We start from the raw sequence: 20,275 nt of genomic DNA on the forward strand, positions 1-20,275 counted from the left end.
TAATTGGCGTAGGGATCGCAAGAATCCATGACGTCGAGGATATAAAGATCAGGCTGCTTTGCGACCGAACCTGAAATCCCGTCCAGAACGAACCACGCGCGCGGGAAGAAGGGTCAGCACCTCGGATGCAAAGAGCCGGACATTCTCCAGTGCCTTGTCGACGTTGCTGACCTTCTGACAGTCGAGTGCTGCAATCGTGCCGCCATGATCGAAGATATCGCGGAAGGCCGCGCGTTCGGCAATCGGCGTATTGAGAACGCGGACATTGCGCTTTTCCAGCAGCATCTTGACCTGAAGCAGAGCGCGGGTGCTGACCATCGCGTTCACACGCGTCAGCACGACGGAATGGTCGATCTTCCTGCCCATCTTCATGTCGAGAAATGCGAGGTGATCCATGACTTCCGCAGCGCCACGCGCATCCATGGCCGAACCCTGCACGGGAATGAGAACGTGGTCGGAAATCCCGAGCGCCATCGTCAAGAGCGGGCTCTTGGTGCCGGGAAGATCTATGAGGAAACAGTCCGTATTGGAGCGGTTCTCGCGAATATGACCTTCCAGGGACGCCATGGTCACGTTGGAAATGACGCTGAGATTGTTGATCGAGCCGGAGAGCTCGAACCAATGCGAAATCCAAAGCTGCGGATCGGCATCGAGAACCGTGACGCGGTGACCGGTACGGGCAAGTTCCGTTGCCAGCAGAAGAACTGCTGTCGTCTTGCCTGCCCCACCCTTGGTATTGGCGAATGTAATGACTGTCATAGCGACCCCGAAATGTCAGAGCCTAGGAAGTGCGATGCTCTGGAATGCACCGAAGCATGGTGCTTGGGAGAGTGTTAACCAATATGGTTAACAAATTGGAAACACCGGCGGAATGGCGCCTCGGTGCGGCACCGCTCCTCCGTTCAGGGGCACTGTGGATTGCCCCAATCAGTCGCCGCGCCTCGCGGCCTCGATCTTTGCCACATCGATCTTTTTCATTGTCATCATTGCCGCGAATGCCCGTTTGGCTTCACCGCCGCCAGCAGCCAGCGCGTCCGTGAGACTGCGCGGCGTTATCTGCCAGGAGATGCCCCATTTGTCCTTACACCAGCCACATTCGCTTTCCTGACCGCCATTACCGACGATGGCGTTCCAGTAGCGGTCGGTTTCCTCCTGGTCGTCGGTTGATATCTGAAAGGAAAAAGCTTCGCTGTGCTTGAAGGTCGGTCCACCATTCAGGCCAATGCAGGGTATTCCGGCAACGGTGAACTCCACCACCAGAACGTCACCCTGGCTGCCACTCGGATAATCTCCGGGCGCCCGGGTGATGGCGCCTACCGCGCTGTTTGGAAAGGTCTGCGCATAAAACCGCGCCGCGGCCTCGGCGTCTTTGTCGTACCAGATACAGATCCTGTTCTTGTTCATGATCCTTCCTCCCATGGAAATAAGGATCATAACGCGTTTATCAGTACGTAGCGATATTCAGGTCTCTACCGAAGGCTGGCGGCGGGACGCGTGAAGCCCCGCCTCTATCGGTCAGAAGCAGTCCTCGAACAACGCCTTGGTGTTCTCAAGCGTCATTTCGATCGGGTTGCCTCCGCAGCTCGGATCCTTGATCGCTTCCGCCGTCAGCTCGTCGATGCGATCCGGCTTGATACCCATGGCTGTCAGGTTCTCCGGCACGCCGAGTTCCTTGCGAAGCTCCAGCACGTAGTCGTAAAAGCCGTCGAACCCGCCGGCGATCCCGAGGTACGCTGCCGCACGCGCGATCTTGTCCTCGATCGCAGGCCGGTTGAAGCGCAGCACGGCGGGCATCACCACCGCATTGGTCATGCCGTGATGGGTGTTGTAGACCGCACCGATCGGATGCGAGAGCGAGTGAATGGCGCCAAGCCCCTTCTGGAAGGAGACCGCGCCCATCGCCGCAGCCGCCATCATGTTGGTGCGCGCTTCGATATCGGTTCCGTCCTTAAAGGCGCGTGGCAGGAATTCCTTGATCAGCCGCATGCCTTCCAGCGCAATACCCTGGCTCATTGGGTGAAAGAAGGGCGAGGAATAAGCTTCCAGGCAGTGGGCAAACGCATCCATGCCGGTGCCAGCGGTGATCGCCTTCGGCATGCCGACGGTCAGTTCCGGATCGCAGATGACGACGCCCGGCAGAAATTTCGGGTGGAAGATGATCTTCTTCACATGGGTCTTTGAATTGGTGATGACGCTGGCGCGCCCCACCTCAGACCCCGTTCCGGCAGTCGTCGGCACGGCGACGATTGGTGCAATCGCATCCGAATTGGCGCGCGTCCACCAGTCGCCGATATCCTCGAAATCCCATACGGGACGCGTCTGCCCCGCCATGAAGGCAACCGCCTTGCCGAGATCCAGGCCCGAGCCGCCACCAAAGGCGACGACGCCATCATGACCGCCATCCTTGAACGCCTTCACACCGGCTTCGAGGTTGATCTCGTTCGGGTTCGGATCGACGTCGGAGAAGATCGCGCGTCCAAGACCCGCCTCATCAAGGATATCCAGCGCATGACCGGTGATCGCCATGCCGGCAAGGCCGCGATCCGTCACAAGAAGCGGCTTCTTGATGCCAAGTGTCGTGCAGGCATCCGCCAGTTCCTTGATGCGGCCCCGTCCGAGCTTGATCGGGGTCGGATAGCTCCAGTTTGCGACGATATTCATTTCGTGACTTTCTTCAGATGGTATGATTTCGGACGTGTCAGGTTCTGGAAGCCGATAACAGAGAGCGAGCCGCCGCGCCCGGTTTCCTTGACGCCGGTCCAGCAGAGTGCGGGATCGAGGTAATCCGCACGGTTCATGAAGACGGTACCCGTTTCGATCTCGCGCCCAATCCGGCCCGCACGCTCGGGATCCTGCGTCCAGAGCGATGCGGTGAGACCGTATTTGCTGTCATTCATCAGCTTTATGGCTTCATCGTCATTCTTCACTTTCATGATGCCGACGGCAGGACCAAAGGTCTCTTCCGTCATGAACTCCATGGAGTGATCGACGTCGATGAGGATTTGCGGCGCGACATAGGCGCTCTCGCCATCATCGGCGGGGAACAGCTTCGGATCGACCAGCGCCTTGGCACCCTTGGCCATCGCGTCGGCCACCTGCTGGCGCACGACCTTGGCAAAACGCTTGTTGGCCATTGGCCCAAGCGTCGTTTCCTGCTCTAGTGGATTGCCAAGCTTGTAGTTGGAGACCCAGGCGACCGACTTTTCGACGAAGGCATCGAACAGCGCTTCGTTGACATAGATGCGCTCGATACCGCAGCAGCACTGGCCGGAATTGTAGGTCGCGCCATCCATCAGCGTATCGACCGCCGCGTCTAGATCGGCATCGTCCATGACGTAGCCTGGGTCCTTGCCGCCAAGCTCCAGACCAAGTCCGGTAAAGGTGCCTGCCGCCGCCCGCTCGATCGCGCGCCCGCCTTCCACCGATCCGGTGAAATTTACGAAGTTGAAAAACCCTTCGGCGATCAGCGCAGACGTCGTCTGATGATCGAGGAACAGATTGATGAACACATCGTCCGGCACACCGGCCTCGACAAAGGCACGCACCATCCGCTCGCCGACGAGAAGCGTCTGCGCCGCATGTTTGATCACCACTGTGTTGCCCGCCATCAGGGCCGGCGCAATCGTGTTGATCGCCGTCATATAGGGGTAGTTCCACGGCGCGATAACGAAGACGACGCCATGGGCTTCGCGCTCGATACGGCGTTGAAAGTTGCCACTATCCTCGATGACGAGCGGGGCAAGCGCGTCTGCCGCAATCGAGGCGACGTAGTTGGAGCGCTCGTTGAAACCCTTGAACTCGCCACCATAGCGCACGGGACGGCCCATCATATGGGCGAGTTCCGGCACCACCTCGTCCACCATCTCGTTAAGTCGTGCGACGCCCTTCAGAACCAGTTGAACGCGTTCCTCCAAAGGACGATGCGCCCACGTTTTTTGCGCAGCCCGCGCCTTCAACACGGCGCTACGCGCCGCATCCAGCGACATCGCCTCCCGTTCGGCATAAACCGAGCCGTCGATCGGCGAGATATTCTGGATCATGACCATGATATGTTCCTAGCCTGTTATGCTCTTTCGAAACCGCGCGCGACTTCCCAGTCGGTTACGCGGCGATCATATTCTTCCTGCTCCCACTTTGCGGCACGCACATAGTGGTCGATCACGTCGTCCCCGAAAGCCCCGCGCAGCATGGCGGAACCGTTCAGGTGATCCGTGGCGTCGCGAAGCGTTTTCGGGATTTCTCGAACTTCCTTTCCGCCATAGGCGTCGCCGACGAATTGCGGCTCAAGTTCCATCTTCTTTTCGATGCCGTCAATGCCGGCCGCAAGCAGCGCTGCCATGGCAAGATGCGGGTTGAGATCGGAGCCGCCCACACGGCACTCGATGCGGATGCCCTTGGTGGCATCGCCGCACAGACGGTACCCCGCCGTGCGGTTGTCCATGCTCCAGACCGCTTTGGTCGGTGCGAATGTGCCTGCCATGTAGCGCTTGTAGGAGTTGATGTAAGGCGCGAGGAAATAGGTGATCTCGCTGGCATGCGCCAGAAGCCCTGCCACATAGTGCTTCATCATCTGCGACATGCCATACTCGGCGTCCTTGTCGAAGAATTTCGGCGTCTTACCATCCAGGCTCCAGAGCGACTGATGGATGTGCGAGGAACTGCCAGCGGCACTGTAATTCCATTTGGCGAGGAAGGTCACGGCCTTGCCTTTGGACCAGGCGATTTCCTTGGTGGCGTTCTTGATGATGGCATGGCGGTCGGCCATGGTCAGCGCGTCCGCATAGCGCACATTGATTTCTTCCTGGCCGGCGGAGGCCTCACCCTTGGTGTTCTCCACCGGGATGCCCGCACCCTGCAACCCGTTGCGAATGGCGCGCATCACCTCCTCTTCCTTGGTGGTCTGGAAGATATGGTAATCCTCGTTATAGGCGCTCGCTGGATTAAGGTTGCGATACCCGCTGGCGCGTGCCGATTCGAAGCTTTGGTCGAAGAGGAAGAATTCCAGTTCGCTTGCCATGTAAGCCTTCAGACCCATGGCCTCAAGCCGCGCCACCTGGCGCTTCAGCATGGCGCGCGGCGAATGCGGCACCTCCGCATGGGTGTGATGATCATAGGCATCGCACAGAACGAGCGCGGTCCCTTCCAGCCAGGGCACGCGGCGCAAGGTCGCCATATCCGGCTTCAGCGTATAATCGCCATAGCCTTTCTCCCAACTTGTGGATTTATAACCTGAGACGGTTTCCATCTCCATGTCGGTGGCGAGCAGATAGTTGCAGCTATGCGTTTCCTCATGCGCGCTCTCGACAAAGAACTGCGCCTGAAACCGCTTGCCCATCAGGCGACCCTGCATATCCACGAGGCATGCCAGAACCGTATCGATCCGCCCTTCGGCGACATCCTTCTTCAGCTCGTCGAATGTGTAGGTCGTCATGATGTGGTTGTTCCCTTTTTTCGTGTTTGGCAGCGGGCGGCCACGAAGGAGCCGCCCTGCGATATTTGGACCGTCACGCCTTCACAGGAGAGACGTTGCGCGCAACCTGCTTCTGCTCCATCGCAAACTCTTCCTCCGGAGAGAGAATGAGACGATGGCGACCGATCATCGCGAAATAGGCGATTGCAACGGCAAACCAGATCGCAACCCAAAGTACACCTTTGGTGAAGTTCGGATCCTGCACCTGATAAAGCAATGTCACGACTGCGATGATGATGGTGAGCACCGCACCCGGCACCCCAAGCGGCGAGCGGAAAGGCCGCTCGATATGTGGGAGGTTCTTGCGTAGCAGTATGAAGGAGATCGCCTGCATGATGTAGGAGAACATCGCGCCGAATACCGCCATGTTCAGCAACACGCTACCGATGATGCTGCCGCCCTGCTCCGCACCGAGCGCGAACCAGATGATCATCATGACACTTAAACCCACAATCGCACCCGTCAGCATGGCGACATGCGGCGTTTTGAACTTGGAATGGGTGATGGAGAGTGCGGTCGGGAAGTAGCCCGCACGCGAGAGCGAATAAATTTGCCGCCCCTGTGCGTAAAGGATTGTGTGGAAACTGGCGATAAGACCAGTCAGCGCCACGAGGCCTAAAAGAACCACGCCGCTGTCACCATAGACCGCCTTGAAACCATCCAGCAGAGGCTCGAGCGCCGAACTGAGATGGAACGTCCCAACACCCGGAAGCGAAGGGTTGAGCAGCACGATCATGAACGCGGAAATCATCAACGTGATGATGCCGAGAATGATGCCCTTGGGCATGTCGCGCTTCGGATCGACCGATTCTTCCGCTGCGAGCGGCAACTGCTCGATGGCGAGGAACAGCCAGACGGCAAAGGGAAGTGTCGCGAGAACGCCGGAAATACCAAAGGGGAAGAAGGAGCCATTGCCCTCCGGCAGTTCGACAGCCTTGCCATCCGGCCCGACACCGATATTCAGCGCCCAGCGCGAGAAGTCGATATTGGGAATGGCGCTGATCCAGAAGAACACCAGAACACCGAGCGAAATCAGCGTGATGACCAGCGTGACCTTGAAGGACAACTCAAGCCCGAACACGTTGAGGCTAAGGAAGATGATGTAAAACAGCACCCACAATAGAGGCGAATAGGCCGGATCGAGACCGAGGATTGAGTTCACATAAGCCGTGATAAAGGTGACGATGACGGCAGGGGTCAGAACATACTCAACGTTCTCACAAAGCCCGGTGATAAAACCACCCCATGGCCCCATAGCCGTTCGCGCGAACGAATAGGCCGCCCCGGTATGCGGCAGCGCCGGGCTCATTTCCGCGATGGAAAAAGTAAGCCCCAGATACATGATGGCGATGATGATACCCGCCACCAGCATACCGCCCCAGCCGCCGGTGGCAAAGCCGAAGTTCCAGCCGGAAAAATGCCCGGAAATGACCGCGCCGACGCCGAGCGCCCACAGCGACCAGACGCCCGCATAACGCGAAAGTCCACGTTTCTCGAAATAGGATGCGTCCGCCTTCTTATAGCTGACGCCGGATGATGAACTGTCCATGCCTTGTCTCTCCTGATCAAGAAAAAAGCAGGCAGTCAGCCGGATTGGCCGATTTTGCCCCAGTTTCGGCTGGCAGGGCTTTCCCACCAACCGCATGCATCTGCTGTTCCCTATCCCGTCTGGCTCGCGCCTTTATCGGCGTTCTGGACCACACGGCACATCGTTCTTCGGCAGGAAAACCTGCCGCCGTTCAAGTCTAGTCTCCTATGCTGGCAAGCGCTCTTTCGAGGCTTTCACTCAAATAGTCGGCTGCCGCACGTTGCCCCGCTTCGTCGGCGATCAGATCGTTGCGAACCTCGATCATCACATTCAGCAACCCGTCCGGCAGCGCGTGCAGGCGAAGCGTATGGGTTACGCCGTCTTCCGGCCCATAGGGCTGGTTGCGCTCTACCTTGAAAGAGGATCTGTCTCGATCGACCAGCATCGCATCGGCAAGGCGCGAGTCCCTGTCATGCAGAATGCCGATTTCCACCTCGCGTACCCGCCCGTGATAAATCGGCGTGAAACTATGGATCGTAACGACGACACTCTCGATACCGAGGATCTTGCGCCTTTCCACTAGACTGGAAACGGCTTCATGAAAAGGCACGTAAAGCGCGGCAGTGCGAAGAAACCGCTCTGACTCATCCAGATCGGCATTGCCGGGAATGTCGTAAATCTCACTCGTTACCGGCATCGCGGATGCCGACTCCGGCGGACGGTTGCAGTCATAGATCAGTCGCGAAAACCGCTGAAACACCAGCGCCGCATCGAGCTTTTCAGACATAAAGCGCGCCACTGAAAGCGCACCGGGGTCCCAGGCAATATGGCTCGAGAGAACATCCTCGGTAAGACCGAGATCCCCGTAGCGGGCGGGAAGCGTGTTCGAGGCATGCTCACAGACGAGCAGCACAGCGCTGTTCCCCGTTTCGTTTTCCACCGCGACTGCGTCACCTTCGTCGGCATGGAAAAATTGCGAACGAACCGTCATGGTCGTACCCCACTGGTTTTGCCGTTCCCCAACGACGCGAAGAGAATTCTTCACATATCCCAAAGTGTCAAATGGATTTTTGAAATTTTCTCTTCATTTTTCCGATTGACTCCGGCGCAGCGGCGTATCTTAATCTTGCGCAAAACCCGGTGAGAAAACCGGAAAAGGGGAAAAATTTGAGCAACACGTCGTCTGCGACGGTGTCGGAGGTCATCCAGACCCACTATGAGGATTTGACGCGCGCCGAACGACAGCTCGCCGAAAGTCTGCTGGCGAACTATCCGGTGTCGGGTCTCGGCAGCATCACCACCGTTGCAGAAAATGCAGGCGTTTCCACTCCCACAGTGGCGCGCATGGTGCAAAAGCTTGGCTACAAGGGTTACCCCGAATTTCAGGCAAGCCTCCACCAGGAGCTGGAAGCCACCATTTCTAACCCGATTGCCAAGCATGACAGATGGGCAAGCAACGCGCCTGGCTTGCATATCCTGAACCGCTTCGCCGCTGCCATCACCAACAATCTGCGCGACACGCTAAGCGATCTGGACACGGCCGATTTCGACAATGCGGCCGCACTGCTCTCGGACAGAAAGCGCGGCATCTATTTCGTCGGTGGGCGCATCACTGGTGCGATTGCGGAATATTTCTTCACCCATATGCAGGTCATCCGCCCGAAGACGGCACTGATGTCATCCAACTCCAGCTCCTGGCCGCAATACATGCTGAACATGAGCGCAGGTGATGTGCTGGTGATCTTCGATATCCGTCGCTACGAACAGGACATGGTGACGCTCGCCCAAGTGGCGCATGACAACAATGTCAGCATTCTGCTTTTCACCGATCAATGGACCTCGCCCGTATCACGCTTTGCCAAGCACACCTTCCGTGTGCGCATTGAAGCGCCATCCGCTTGGGACAGCTCGGTCGTGACCCTCTTCGTCGTCGAGGCCTTGATCGAAGCGGTGCAAAGCAATGGATGGGATGAAACCCGTCAGCGCATGAACGCGCTCGAAGGCCTTTTCGAACAGACACGCCTGTTCAGAAAACCAGATCGACGGTGAGACGCCAGCGATCGAAGCACATAAAGGGATGAGAGGGAGAAGACGCAAGTAGAACGACAAATGTCGCAAACATTGCAACATGACAAAAAAGTGACGTAAACATGGCAAGGAGGCCCAAACGGGGCTAGCGTGACCGCAATAAGCACCCTTACAAACGTCACATAACATTCATGCAAGCCACGTACAGCGTCCGCCGACGCATGAGACACGTAGAGGAGAACAAAAGTGATCTCAAATAGCCGCCGACTGCTTTCGCTTACCACCGCAATCGTGCTTGCCACCACGGCAATCGCCACGGCAGCACCGAGCGAAGAACTCATCGCAGCTGCCAAGAAAGAAGGCATGCTGACGACCATCGCCCTGCCGCACGACTGGTGTGGATACGGCGACGTCATCGCCTCCTTCAAGGCCAAGTACCCTGAAATCCAGGTCAATGAGCTGAATCCTGATGCCGGTTCGGCTGACGAGATCGAAGCCATCAAGGCCAACAAGGACAACAAGGGCCCGCAGGCACCGGACGTGATCGACGTCGGTCTGGCATTCGGCCCACAGGCCAAGAAGGACGGTCTTCTCCAGCCTTACAAGGTCTCCACCTGGGACGAAATTCCAGACAACGTCAAGGACGCCGAAGGCTACTGGTACGGCGACTATTACGGCGTCATGTCCTTCTTCGTGAACAAGGACCTTGTGACGAATTCTCCCAAAGACTGGGCCGATCTGCTGAAGCCGGAATATGCCGGTCAGGTCGCACTTGCTGGTGACCCGCGCGCCTCCAACCAGGCGATCCTCGGCGTTCTCGCCGCTGGTCTGTCCACAGGCGCGAAAGATGGCAAGGAAGCTGGTGAAGCAGGCCTGAAGTACTTTGCAGACCTGAACAAGGCTGGCAACTTCGTGCCCGTTATCGGCAAGGCCGGAACGCTGGCACAGGGTGCAACGCCGATCGTGATTGCCTGGGACTACAACGCTCTCGGCTGGGCAAAGACGCTGAACGGTAACCCACCGACAGAAGTCGTTGTTCCTGAAAAGGGCGTTCTGGCTGGCGTCTACGTGCAGGGCATCTCCGCTTACGCCCCGCACCCGAATGCCGCGAAACTGTGGATGGAGCACCTCTATTCGGACGACGGTCAGCTCGGCTGGCTGAAGGGCTTCTGCCATCCGATCCGCTTCAATGCCATGGCCAAGGCGAACAAGATCCCGAAGGACCTTCTCGACGCCCTGCCGCCACCGGCAGCCTATGAAAAGGCAACCTTCCCGACGCTCGAAGATGTCGATGCCAACAAGGCAGCCGTCACCGGCGGTTGGGACAAGGTCGTCGGCGCCAACGTCAAGTAAGACGTAACAACGAACAGCCGCCCCGATCTCGAAAGTCCGGAGCGGCTGGCTGCACATAAAAAATGAGACCGCGATGATCGCGGCAATGGGGACAGAATGTCATCAGCAGATACTGGCACAGCCCTGCCGGTTAAACGGCGTTACCGGCCGAAGCTCGAATGGCTCGGCATTTTGCCATTCGCCATTTTTGTCCTGCTTTTCTTGATCATGCCGACAATGAAGATCGTCATCGGCGCATTTCAAGGCCCGGACGGCAGCTTCACCTTTGACAATATTATCGGGCTCTTCACACCCTCAATCCTTGCCGCTTACTGGATATCGATCAAGATCAGCGTTGCCTCCGCAGCCCTTGGCTGTCTGATCGGTTTTGCCGTGGCCTCCGCAGTCGTGCTTGGCGGCTTGCCGCAGAAAATCCGTGCGCCGCTTTTGACCTTCTCGGGCGTTGCGTCCCAATTCGCCGGTGTGCCGCTGGCCTTCGCCTTCATTGCCACGCTTGGCCCCGTCGGCCTCGTCACGCTGTTTCTGAAGACCCAGCTCGGCATCGATCTGCGCGTCCTCGGCTTCAACATTCTGTCTTTCTGGGGCCTGACGATCACCTATCTGTTCTTCCAGATCCCGCTGATGATCCTCATTATCACCCCAGCGCTCGACGGCCTGAAGCGCGAGTGGCGCGAAGCCGCCGAAATTCTCGGCGCAAGCGGCTGGCAATATTGGCGCATGGTCGCCTTCCCAATTCTTTTGCCATCGATCCTTGGCACCTTCTCGCTCCTCTTCGCCAACGCCTTCGGCGCTGTCGCAACCGCGATTGCGCTCACCGGCTCCTCGCTCAGCATCGTGCCGATCCTGCTCTTCGCCCAGATCCGCGGTGACGTTCTCGGCAATGCCAATCTTGGCTATGCGCTGGCCTTCGGCATGATCGTCGTAACCTGTATCGCCAACACACTCTATATCTGGATGCGCACGCGCAGCGAGAGGTGGCTGAAATGAAGCGAATTTTCGCCTGGGGCGCCCTCCTCTTCGGTATCCTCTATTTCGCCCTGCCGCTGATCGGCATGACCAACTTCTCGCTGAAGATGCGGCGTGGTGTCTATTCTTTCGATGCCTATACCGTAGTGTTGAGCGACCCGCGCTTTCAGGAAACCTTCACCTATTCCGTGGTCATGGCGCTCGTCACCATCGTCTTCGGCGTAGTGTTGGTGGTGCCGACAGCCTATTGGGTGCGGCTGAAACTGCCCACACTGCGCCCCGTGATCGAGTTCATCACACTGCTGCCGCTTGTCATTCCGGCCATCGTCATCGTCTTCGGCTATATCCGCCTTTACAACACCTCAAGCTGGCTGCCGTTGACGGGTACGACAACGGGCACCAACCTGCTCCTGATGTTTGGTTACACCACGCTGGCTCTGCCTTACATGTACCGTGCCGTCGACACCGGCCTTCGCACCATCGATATCGGCACGCTGACGGAAGCGGCGCAAAGCCTTGGCGCTGGCTGGACGACCATTCTTGCCCGCATCATCCTCCCGAACGTCCTTGTCGCCGTCCTATCTGGCGCTTTCCTGACCTTTGCCATCGTCATCGGTGAGTTCACCATGGCAGCGCTTTTGAACCGACCGGCCTTCGGCCCCTACATGCAGCTTCTCGGCGCGAACCGTGCTTACGAGCCTGCTGCCCTTGCCGTGATTTCATTCGGCATCACCTGGGGTTGCCTCGGTCTCATCCAACTCGTCTCCCGCTACCAGAAGGGCGCGCCTCCAAAGGCCTGAAGGATTTCTACATGAGCTTTCTGACACTCACGCACATCAAAAAGTCCTTCGGTCCGATTCAGGTCGTGCATGACTTTAATATGGCCATCGAGAAGGGCGAGTTCGTCTCTTTCCTCGGCCCCTCAGGCTGCGGCAAGACGACCGTGTTGCGCATGATCGCAGGCTTCGAAACGCCGAGCGATGGCGCAATCGTCATCAACGGCAAGGACCAGACGACACTTCGTCCCAACCAGCGCAACATCGGCATGGTGTTCCAGGCTTACGCGCTGTTTCCGAACATGAATGTCCGCGAAAACGTTGCCTTCGGCCTCAAGGTCGCAGGCAAGCCGAAGGCTGAAATCGACGAACGCGTCAAGGAAATGCTGGCGCTGATTCATCTGGAGCACTTGGCAGACCGCTATCCCTACCAGATGTCGGGCGGCCAGCAACAGCGCGTGGCACTTGCACGCGCGCTGGCACCCAAGCCGGAAGTGCTGCTCCTCGACGAGCCACTTTCTGCGCTTGACGCCAAGATCCGCGTGTCGCTGCGTGAAGAAATCCGCCAGATCCAGCGCAAGCTTGGCATCACCACAATCTTTGTCACGCATGACCAGGAAGAGGCCCTGTCGATTTCGGATCGTATCGTGGTGATGAATGCCGGTCGCGCCGATCAGATTGGCTCGCCTTTCGAGATTTACAACAGTCCGGCCACGCGCTTCGTCGCCTCCTTCGTCGGCACGTTGAACCTCATCGACGCCACCGTTGTCGATGCAGCAACAAGCACAATTCTGATCGGTGATCAGAAGGTCTCGCTGAAAAAGCCGCTTGCCAAAGCCAACGGCGAAAAGGTCACAGTTGCACTTCGCCCTGAAGCTGGATCGCTGGCCGAAAGCGCCAAGGGCGATGTCGCCATTTCCGGCATTGTGACCTCCAGCCACTTCCTCGGCTCGGTCATCCGCACTCGTCTCGATGTCGGCGGCAGCGTGCTTTCGTTCGACATGTTCAACGATCCCGGCACGGCACAGCCTGCCATCGGCGAGCGCGTCACCTTACACTTTGCATCAGAAGATTTGATGATTGTAGCAGAGTAGCGCACTGTTTCGAGTCCGGAAAACCGGGTAACTCCGCTCCAACTCAGGAGGCACCTATGCGCGCATTATTCTACGAACGGTTTGGCGAAGCACCGAAAATCTCGAACTTGCCGGACCCGGAGCCGACACCGGGCGGCGTGGTCATCTCGGTGAAGGCGACCGGCCTTTGCCGCAGCGACTGGCACGGCTGGATGGGCCATGACAGCGACATCCACCTGCCCCATGTGCCGGGTCACGAATTCGCCGGCGTGATTTCTGCGGTTGGCAAGAATGTCATGCGTTTCAAGGTGGGTGACCGCGTCACCGTTCCCTTCGTTTCCGGCTGCGGCCACTGCCAGGAGTGCCGCTCTGGCAACCAGCAGGTCTGCGAAACGCAGTTCCAGCCGGGCTTCACCCATTGGGGCTCTTTTGCCGAATATGTCGCGATCGATTATGCCGACCAGAATCTGATCCATATGCCTGACGATATGAGCTTCGATACGGCAGCAAGCCTCGGTTGCCGCTTTGCCACTTCCTTCCGCGCTGTCGTCGACCAGGGTCGTCTGAAAGGCGGCGAATGGCTGGCGGTTCACGGGTGCGGCGGTGTCGGGCTCTCCGCCATCATGATTGGCGCAGGTCTTGGCGCGCAGATCGTCGCCATTGATATTGCCGATGACAAGCTGGCGCTGGCCAAGGAACTCGGCGCCACCGTCACCATCAACAGCCGCAACGTTGCCGACGTGATCGAAGCTGTCCGCGATGCGACCGGCGGCGGCGCGCATGTCTCCGTAGATGCGCTTGGCCACCCGCAAACCTGCTGCAACTCGATCAGTAACTTGCGCCGCCGTGGCCGCCACGTGCAGGTGGGCTTGATGCTCGCCGATCATTCCACGCCGCAAATCCCGATGGCGCGGGTGATTGCCCATGAACTGGAAATCTACGGCAGCCACGGTATGCAGGCCTGGCGCTATGACGACATGCTGGCGATGATCCGCACCGGCAAGCTCTCTCCGGAAAAGCTCATCGGCAAGCACATTTCTCTCTCCGATGCCGTCACCGCGCTACCCGCGATGGACAGCTTCAAGGATAGCGGCATCAGCATCATCAGCCGCTTCGAGTAACTCCCATGCAGATTGACGTTATCGACAGCATCAGCGATCCCAGCAAGGCAGAGCGCCCCAACGAGGATCGGCTGGCATGGAATGCCTCAAGCGCATTCGTCGTCGATGGCGCGACTGGCCTTGGCGAGTGGCAGTTCATGACGGAGTTTGGCTCGGATGCCGCATGGATTGCCGACTTCGCCGCCAAGCGTTTGATGAGCGAAGTCTCGCCCGGGGCGGATTTTACAGACATCATCCGCCGCATTTCCAAGGATGCCAGAACCATCTTCGAGGCCACGGCGGGCGATCAGCCGCGCTATGCCTGGCCGGTTGCCGCGCTCGCGGGTCTGCGCATCACGCCCAACGGGCTGCAATTCGCCGGCCTTGGCGATAGCGTCGTCTATATCCTTCATGATGACGGCCGGGAAGAAAACCTGATGGCCCTGCCCGACGCCTTCGAGCGTGAACAAGCAGCGGCACGCGCCCATATCGCTCGTCTGGGCGGCATCGGTGCGGCGGGCATGGCAACCAGCGACCCCAAAACGCTTGCCGATCTAAGGCGCAATCGCGAACGACAGAACACGGCAGATGGCACCGTCTGGTCCCTGAGTCTCGTTCCCGAAACGGCTGACCACATCGCGACCGCCGAGATCGAAATCTCAGGCGGCGCCACGGCTATCATCTGTTCTGATGGACTGGCAGATCTTGTGAGTCTTTATAGGAATTACACCTCTGGCTCCCTCATCCGCCGCGCCGTCACAGCCGGACTTGCAAGCCTCATCCGAGAGCTTCGCCAGTTGGAGCGGGATATTGATCCAAAGGGTCTAAAATACCCCCGGCTGAAACAGTCTGACGACACGACCGCCATTTTGTGCAGGATCACAAACGCATGACGCGCAAAATTGTGCAGCGGCCTTGCGGTCAAGACGTGCGGTAAGACAACAAAAGCCCAAAAGACAAATCTGAACGATCACCGTAAGCTTTAATAGACGCTGTGACATAAGCTGACAAAAGACTTGAATTAGCAGGCTCTTTAACGCATGGCACAGGGAACGATCCCTGAGAGAAGAAACCGCTCATGTCTCCCACCACGACCCCGGTTCCCGCCCGCGCGCTGAATGCGCAGGATTATAGAACGCTTGGCCTTTCCGCTCTCGGCGGCGCGCTGGAATTCTACGACTTCATCATCTTCGTCTTCTTCGCCACGGTGATCGGCCACCTCTTCTTCCCGCCGGATATGCCAGACTGGCTGGTGATGATCCAGACCTTCGGCATCTTCGCCGCCGGCTATCTTGTGCGCCCCATCGGCGGCATCATTCTCGCCCATTATGGAGACCGCTATGGCCGCAAACGCGTCTTCGCCTTCTCCATCCTGCTGATGGCACTCTCGACACTCGGCATGGCCCTTATGCCGACCTATGCAACGATTGGCGTCGCAGCGCCCATCCTGCTCATCGTCTTGCGCATGCTGCAAGGAGCGGCCATCGGCGGCGAGGTGCCGGGCGCCTGGACCTTTGTGTCTGAGCACGTGCCCTTTCGCTATGTCGGCCTTGCCTGCGGCCTGCTGACGTCTGGCCTGTCTTTCGGAATCATGCTGGGATCGCTCATCGCCTTTGCGATCAACACCATTTTCACGCCGGAAGCCGTGTCGGGCTATGCCTGGCGCATTCCCTTCCTCATCGGCGGCGTCTTTGGATTGATCGCGGTCTATCTGCGTCGTTGGCTGGAAGAAACGCCGATCTTCACGCAGATGAAGAACTCAAAAACGCTCTCGGACAAGCTGCCGCTCAGCCTCGTGCTGAAGAACCATATGCGCGGCGTCGTGGTCTCCGCGCTGCTCACCTGGGTGTTGTCCGCGGCCATCGTCGTCACGACGCTGATGACGGCCACCTTCCTGCAAAAGCTCTACGGCTACACGCCGACACAAGCGCTGGCCGGCACGAGCTTCGGCACCCTGTTCCTGATCTTCGGTGTCATCATCGCCGGCGCGCTGATCGACCGCATCGGCAGCGGCATTTTCTTCATGGGCGCCAGCATCTTCTTCGGCATCGCCACCTTCACCTTCTACAGCTATGCCGGAACATCGCTCAGCACCATGTTTGCGCTTTACGCGGTGATGGGCCTGTCGGTAGGCATGGCGGGTGCGGTGCCTTACGTGATGGTCCGCGCCTTCCCGGCCTCGGTTCGTTTCTCAGGCCTGTCCTTCGCCTACAACGTCTCCTACGCCGTCTTCGGCGGATTGACGCCGATTGCGGTGAGCACAGCGCTTGCGATCAACCCCATGGCGCATGCCTGGTATCTGGTGTTCATCGCCGGGCTCGCCTTCTTCATCGGACTTTATCTTCACCTGCGCGGCAGCGCGGTGGAGAGCCATGTGGGTGTGGAAGAGCTCGCGACGTTGCAGAAGCGATAATAACCGACTAAACGGGACTTGGCGCGCTCGCGCCATTCCCAATCGATCAGGCAGAGGCGGGCATCTTGAAGGCCGACCCGAACTTGTAGCCGATAAACGCTGCTACGAGAACGATGCCGATCATCCAAAACAGGGGCTCGCCTGGAAGCGCGATGCCATAGAAATCGACATGACTATCGAGCCCTGTTCCTCTCGCAATTGTGGCGTCAACCTGCTGAGGTGTGGGGCCGCCGTCGATAGGCTGCCCGTCAAATGTCGTGACGATATTGTATCCCGGCGACCCAGTGATCAGAAGGCCGATGCAGGCGAAAATGACCGTTGAAAAAAACGGGATAACCCAATTTCGAATAAAGCGCATGTATCTCCCCCAGGTTGAATCCAACAATAGGTCGGAAGCACGCAAAGGTCTAGGTAAACCTAATTAAACTGGAGCAAGAGCCTTCGGCGGCTCGAAATCCGGCGCAACCAGACCTCCGGAAATCAGAAGCTTCGCAGCATCCTCTGGCGACATGTCGAGCATGATGATCTTTTCTTTGGGGACAAACAGCAAAAAACCCGCCGTTGGTACCGGTGTTGGCGGCAGGAAGACCGCCACCATTTCCTGGCCTAACTCATTGAAGCGGTAGGCGAGCTCACCCTTGGCTTCGGATGCGACGAAGACCATGGCCCATGTGCCGGGTCCGGGAAATTCGATCATGCCGACGCGCTTGAAGGAATTGGAATGCTCCTTCAGCACCGATTCAAACAGCTGCTTGATGCTCTTGTAGATCGGCCGCACCAGCGGCATGCGGTTGAGGATAGATTCGCCGACACCGACGATCCATTTGCCGATCAGATTGTTGCCGAGAAAGCCGATGACGGTGATGCCTATGACGGCAATCAGCAGGCCGAAACCGGGAATGGCGACGTTGAAATATTCTTCCGGGTCGTAACGCGTCGGGATATACGGCTTCACCCAGCTATCGGCCCATTGCAGGAAGGTCCAGACCAGCCACATCGTGATCGTGACTGGCGCCAGAATGAGAACGCCGGTCAGAAAGCTGTTACGCAGGCGTGTCGCAAAAGAAATTCTGATTGGGTGATCCGTCATCAACTCACTGAATGTTGGAGCATCTCCAGCCGAAGCGTGATCGCTTTGGCGTCGGACAATGCGGTAAAACAGAGACCGAGAGCATTGAAGGTGGTCCCGTTATCACCGGAATGCTCTAGGCGATGTCACCGAAGAATGCCTGATGATAACGGACAATGCCGGACGGCGTTCCGCCCTGCAAGGGCAGGATCATGAAATATTCGTCATCAATGCCTTCGGCCTTCAGTCGCTCATCGTGGCAAAAACCGAAGCGACGGTAATAGGCGGGATCGCCCATGACGACGCACCCGCCGGCATTCAGTTCGCGCAATGCGTCGAGGCCGCGATGAACGAGCGCCGAACCTACACCCCGCCCCTGCCGTTCCGGCGACACGGAAAGCGGACCGAGGCCAAACCAGATGTCGCTGCTTGCAGAAAGTCCGACAGGCGAAAAGCCGATATGGCCAGTGATCGCCCCATTCTCCTCGGCCACAAGCGAAACAGCGAGCGCACCGGCCCGACGCAAGCGTTCGATGACGAGGTGCTCGTTATGGTCACTATAGGGAACATCCCGGAACGCCGCCTGCGTCACGACGCCGATTGCGTCGAGATCGCCGACCTGTTCCGAACGGATCATCATTCCACCGTGACCGACTTTGCCAGGTTGCGCGGCTGGTCCACATCCGTGCCCATGAAGACCGCTGTATGGTAGGCCAGCAGCTGGATCGGCAGCGAGAAGACCATCGGCGCGATGAGTTCATCGACGGTCGGCAGCACGATGGTCGCCATGGTTTCCAGCGACGAGGCCGCGGCCCCCTTCGCATCGGTGATGAAGATGATGCGCCCACCGCGGGCTGCCACCTCCTGCATGTTTGACACGGTCTTCTCGAAGAAGCGGTCATGCGGTGCAATGACGATGACCGGCATGTTCTCGTCGATCAGCGCAATCGGCCCATGCTTCAACTCGCCTGCCGCATAGCCTTCCGCGTGGATGTAGGAAATTTCCTTCAGCTTTAGCGCGCCTTCCAGCGCCAGCGGGAAGGAGGTGCCGCGACCGAGATAGAGCACATCCTTGAAACGCGAGAGATCGCGAGACAGGGTTTCGATCTGCGGCTGGATGGCGTTCAGCACTTCGCTCATGACGCGCGGCATCTCGATCAAATGACGCACCAGTTCGGTTTCCTGCGCCGCCGTCAGCGTGCCACGCGCTTTACCGGCAGCAATCGCCAGCGAGGCCAGCACGGCAAGCTGGCAGGTGAAGGCCTTGGTGGAAGCCACACCGATTTCAGGACCGGCCAGAATGGGGAAAATCGCGTCGGATTCGCGGGCGATGGTCGATTCACGCACATTGACGACCGCGCCGATCTTCAGATCGTTCTCCTTGCAATAACGCAGCGAGGCAAGCGTATCGGCTGTCTCGCCCGACTGGGAGATGAAGAGGGCTGCCTGTGTCGGCAAAAGCGGCATTTCGCGATAGCGGAATTCCGACGCCACATCGATTTCCACCGGCAGGCGTGCATAGCGCTCGAACCAGTATTTGCCGATCAGGCCGGAGAGATAGGCAGTGCCACAAGCGGAAATCGCAAGGCCGGTGAGCTTGGAAAAGTCGATGGCCGGATCGATATCCTTCACCCGCTTGTCGGCAAAATCGACATAGTGGCTGAGCGCGTGGGAAATGACCTCCGGCTGCTCGTAGATTTCCTTTTCCATGAAGTGGCGGTGGTTGCCCTTGTCCACCACATAGGCCGTCGCCTGCGAAATCTGGCGCTGACGCTGCACCGGGTCGCCGGAAAAATCGATGATTTCGGCACCGGATGCGGTGATGATGGCGCAATCGCCATCCACCAGATAGGTGATCTCATTGGTGAAGGGCGAAAGCGCAATCGCATCCGAACCGAGGAACATCTCGCCACGTCCATGACCGACGGCCAGCGGCGGGCCGGAGCGGGCCGACAGCAGCGTGCCCGGCTCGTCCTGGAACATCACCACCAGCGCAAAAGCACCAGTCACGCGGTTCAACATCGTCAGCATCGCATCGCGATGGGAAAGCCCTTCACGGGTATACTTGGCGAGCAGCTGCGCCACCACTTCCGTATCGGTCTGGGTGGTAAACGTCGCGCCCTCGGCCTTCAGCTCCTCACGCAGTTCCGAGAAATTCTCGATGATGCCGTTATGCACAACGGCAACGCCATCGACGAAGTGCGGATGGGCATTGGTTTCGTTCGGAACCCCATGCGTTGCCCAGCGGGTGTGGGCAATGCCGGTAATGCCGGGAAGCGGTTCTTCCGACAGCTTCTTCTCCAGATTGAAGAGCTTGCCCTCGGCGCGGCGGCGGTGCATCGCGCCATCATGGATCGTCGCAACGCCTGCGGAGTCATAGCCCCGATATTCCAGCCGCTTCAGCGCATCCACAAGGCGCTCCGCAACCGGTTGCGTTCCAACAATTCCGACGATACCGCACATACAGTTCTCCAAAGATTTTGGTGAGCATCCGTCGAT

19 protein-coding genes are annotated in these 20,275 nt (G+C 58.4%); 8 read left to right on the forward strand and 11 right to left on the reverse strand.

Features of this window, described 5'->3' with window-relative positions:
• Nucleotides 1–48: 48 nt before the first annotated feature.
• The 7 genes from QZ862_RS02640 to QZ862_RS02670 form a co-directional block, all read right to left on the reverse strand.
• Nucleotides 49–759 carry a ParA family protein gene (locus QZ862_RS02640; RefSeq protein WP_296097304.1) on the reverse strand — a complete coding sequence of 237 codons (711 nt, stop codon included), beginning with the start codon at nt 757–759 and terminating at the stop codon, nt 49–51.
• A gap of 168 nt (nt 760–927) precedes the next feature.
• A complete protein-coding gene (locus QZ862_RS02645; protein WP_296036170.1) occupies nt 928–1,404 on the reverse strand; it encodes a VOC family protein in 477 nt (158 codons plus the stop codon).
• A gap of 111 nt (nt 1,405–1,515) precedes the next feature.
• Nucleotides 1,516–2,661: an iron-containing alcohol dehydrogenase gene (locus tag QZ862_RS02650; RefSeq protein WP_296097306.1), complete on the reverse strand. Its 1,146-nt coding sequence runs from the start codon at nt 2,659–2,661 to the stop codon at nt 1,516–1,518.
• The gene (locus tag QZ862_RS02655; RefSeq protein WP_296097308.1) at nt 2,658–4,046 is read right to left on the reverse strand and encodes an aldehyde dehydrogenase family protein; all 1,389 of its coding nucleotides are present in this window, start codon (nt 4,044–4,046) and stop codon (nt 2,658–2,660) included. The genes QZ862_RS02650 and QZ862_RS02655 overlap by 4 nt, the downstream gene beginning before the upstream one ends.
• Before the next feature lie 17 nt (nt 4,047–4,063).
• Nucleotides 4,064–5,431 (reverse strand): glutamine synthetase family protein, encoded by a 1,368-nt coding sequence (locus QZ862_RS02660; RefSeq protein WP_296097310.1) that lies wholly within the window; start codon nt 5,429–5,431, stop codon nt 4,064–4,066.
• Between the two features lie 73 nt (nt 5,432–5,504).
• The gene (locus QZ862_RS02665; RefSeq protein ID WP_296019157.1) at nt 5,505–7,019 is read right to left on the reverse strand and encodes an amino acid permease; all 1,515 of its coding nucleotides are present in this window, start codon (nt 7,017–7,019) and stop codon (nt 5,505–5,507) included.
• Between the two features lie 196 nt (nt 7,020–7,215).
• Nucleotides 7,216–7,989 (reverse strand): N-formylglutamate amidohydrolase, encoded by a 774-nt coding sequence (locus QZ862_RS02670; RefSeq protein ID WP_296084845.1) that lies wholly within the window; start codon nt 7,987–7,989, stop codon nt 7,216–7,218.
• 176 nt (nt 7,990–8,165) lie between these two features.
• Here QZ862_RS02670 and QZ862_RS02675 point away from each other — a divergent pair, with 176 nt between their 5' ends.
• From QZ862_RS02675 to QZ862_RS02710, 8 genes are all read left to right on the forward strand, one after another.
• Complete coding sequence (locus tag QZ862_RS02675) at nt 8,166–9,047, forward strand: MurR/RpiR family transcriptional regulator (RefSeq protein WP_296019153.1); 882 nt, start codon at nt 8,166–8,168, stop codon at nt 9,045–9,047.
• Nucleotides 9,048–9,272: 225 nt separating this feature from the next.
• Nucleotides 9,273–10,379 carry an ABC transporter substrate-binding protein gene (locus tag QZ862_RS02680; RefSeq protein ID WP_296019152.1) on the forward strand — a complete coding sequence of 369 codons (1,107 nt, stop codon included), beginning with the start codon at nt 9,273–9,275 and terminating at the stop codon, nt 10,377–10,379.
• A 96-nt stretch (nt 10,380–10,475) separates the two neighbouring features.
• On the forward strand, nt 10,476–11,366 hold the full coding sequence (locus tag QZ862_RS02685) for an ABC transporter permease subunit (protein WP_296019151.1): 891 nt from the start codon (nt 10,476–10,478) through the stop codon (nt 11,364–11,366).
• Nucleotides 11,363–12,145, forward strand: coding sequence for an ABC transporter permease (locus QZ862_RS02690; RefSeq protein ID WP_296036160.1), 783 nt, complete (start codon nt 11,363–11,365; stop codon nt 12,143–12,145). The genes QZ862_RS02685 and QZ862_RS02690 overlap by 4 nt, the downstream gene beginning before the upstream one ends.
• Before the next feature lie 11 nt (nt 12,146–12,156).
• Entirely contained in the window at nt 12,157–13,215 is a 1,059-nt protein-coding gene (locus QZ862_RS02695) for an ABC transporter ATP-binding protein (RefSeq protein WP_296097312.1), read from the forward strand.
• 56 nt (nt 13,216–13,271) lie between these two features.
• Nucleotides 13,272–14,315 carry a zinc-dependent alcohol dehydrogenase family protein gene (locus QZ862_RS02700; protein WP_296097314.1) on the forward strand — a complete coding sequence of 348 codons (1,044 nt, stop codon included), beginning with the start codon at nt 13,272–13,274 and terminating at the stop codon, nt 14,313–14,315.
• Nucleotides 14,316–14,320: 5 nt separating this feature from the next.
• The gene (locus QZ862_RS02705; RefSeq protein ID WP_296097316.1) at nt 14,321–15,187 is read left to right on the forward strand and encodes a protein phosphatase 2C domain-containing protein; all 867 of its coding nucleotides are present in this window, start codon (nt 14,321–14,323) and stop codon (nt 15,185–15,187) included.
• 185 nt (nt 15,188–15,372) lie between these two features.
• Nucleotides 15,373–16,707: an MFS transporter gene (locus tag QZ862_RS02710; RefSeq protein ID WP_296097318.1), complete on the forward strand. Its 1,335-nt coding sequence runs from the start codon at nt 15,373–15,375 to the stop codon at nt 16,705–16,707.
• A 46-nt stretch (nt 16,708–16,753) separates the two neighbouring features.
• Here QZ862_RS02710 and QZ862_RS02715 read toward each other — a convergent pair whose 3' ends face one another.
• The 4 genes from QZ862_RS02715 to glmS all read right to left on the reverse strand — a co-directional run bounded on the left by QZ862_RS02715 (nt 16,754) and on the right by glmS (nt 20,239).
• Complete coding sequence (locus QZ862_RS02715) at nt 16,754–17,065, reverse strand: hypothetical protein (RefSeq protein ID WP_296097319.1); 312 nt, start codon at nt 17,063–17,065, stop codon at nt 16,754–16,756.
• Between the two features lie 63 nt (nt 17,066–17,128).
• Nucleotides 17,129–17,797, reverse strand: coding sequence for a DUF502 domain-containing protein (locus QZ862_RS02720; protein ID WP_296097321.1), 669 nt, complete (start codon nt 17,795–17,797; stop codon nt 17,129–17,131).
• A gap of 115 nt (nt 17,798–17,912) precedes the next feature.
• Entirely contained in the window at nt 17,913–18,416 is a 504-nt protein-coding gene (locus tag QZ862_RS02725) for an N-acetyltransferase (RefSeq protein WP_296097323.1), read from the reverse strand.
• A complete protein-coding gene (glmS, locus tag QZ862_RS02730) occupies nt 18,413–20,239 on the reverse strand; it encodes a glutamine--fructose-6-phosphate transaminase (isomerizing) (RefSeq protein ID WP_296097325.1) in 1,827 nt (608 codons plus the stop codon). Before glmS ends, QZ862_RS02725 begins: the two co-directional genes overlap by 4 nt.
• Between the last annotated feature and the right edge of the window lie 36 nt (nt 20,240–20,275).

The sequence above is a fragment of the uncultured Agrobacterium sp. genome (assembly GCA_913777615.1).
Taxonomy (GTDB): Bacteria; Pseudomonadota; Alphaproteobacteria; order Rhizobiales; family Rhizobiaceae; genus Agrobacterium.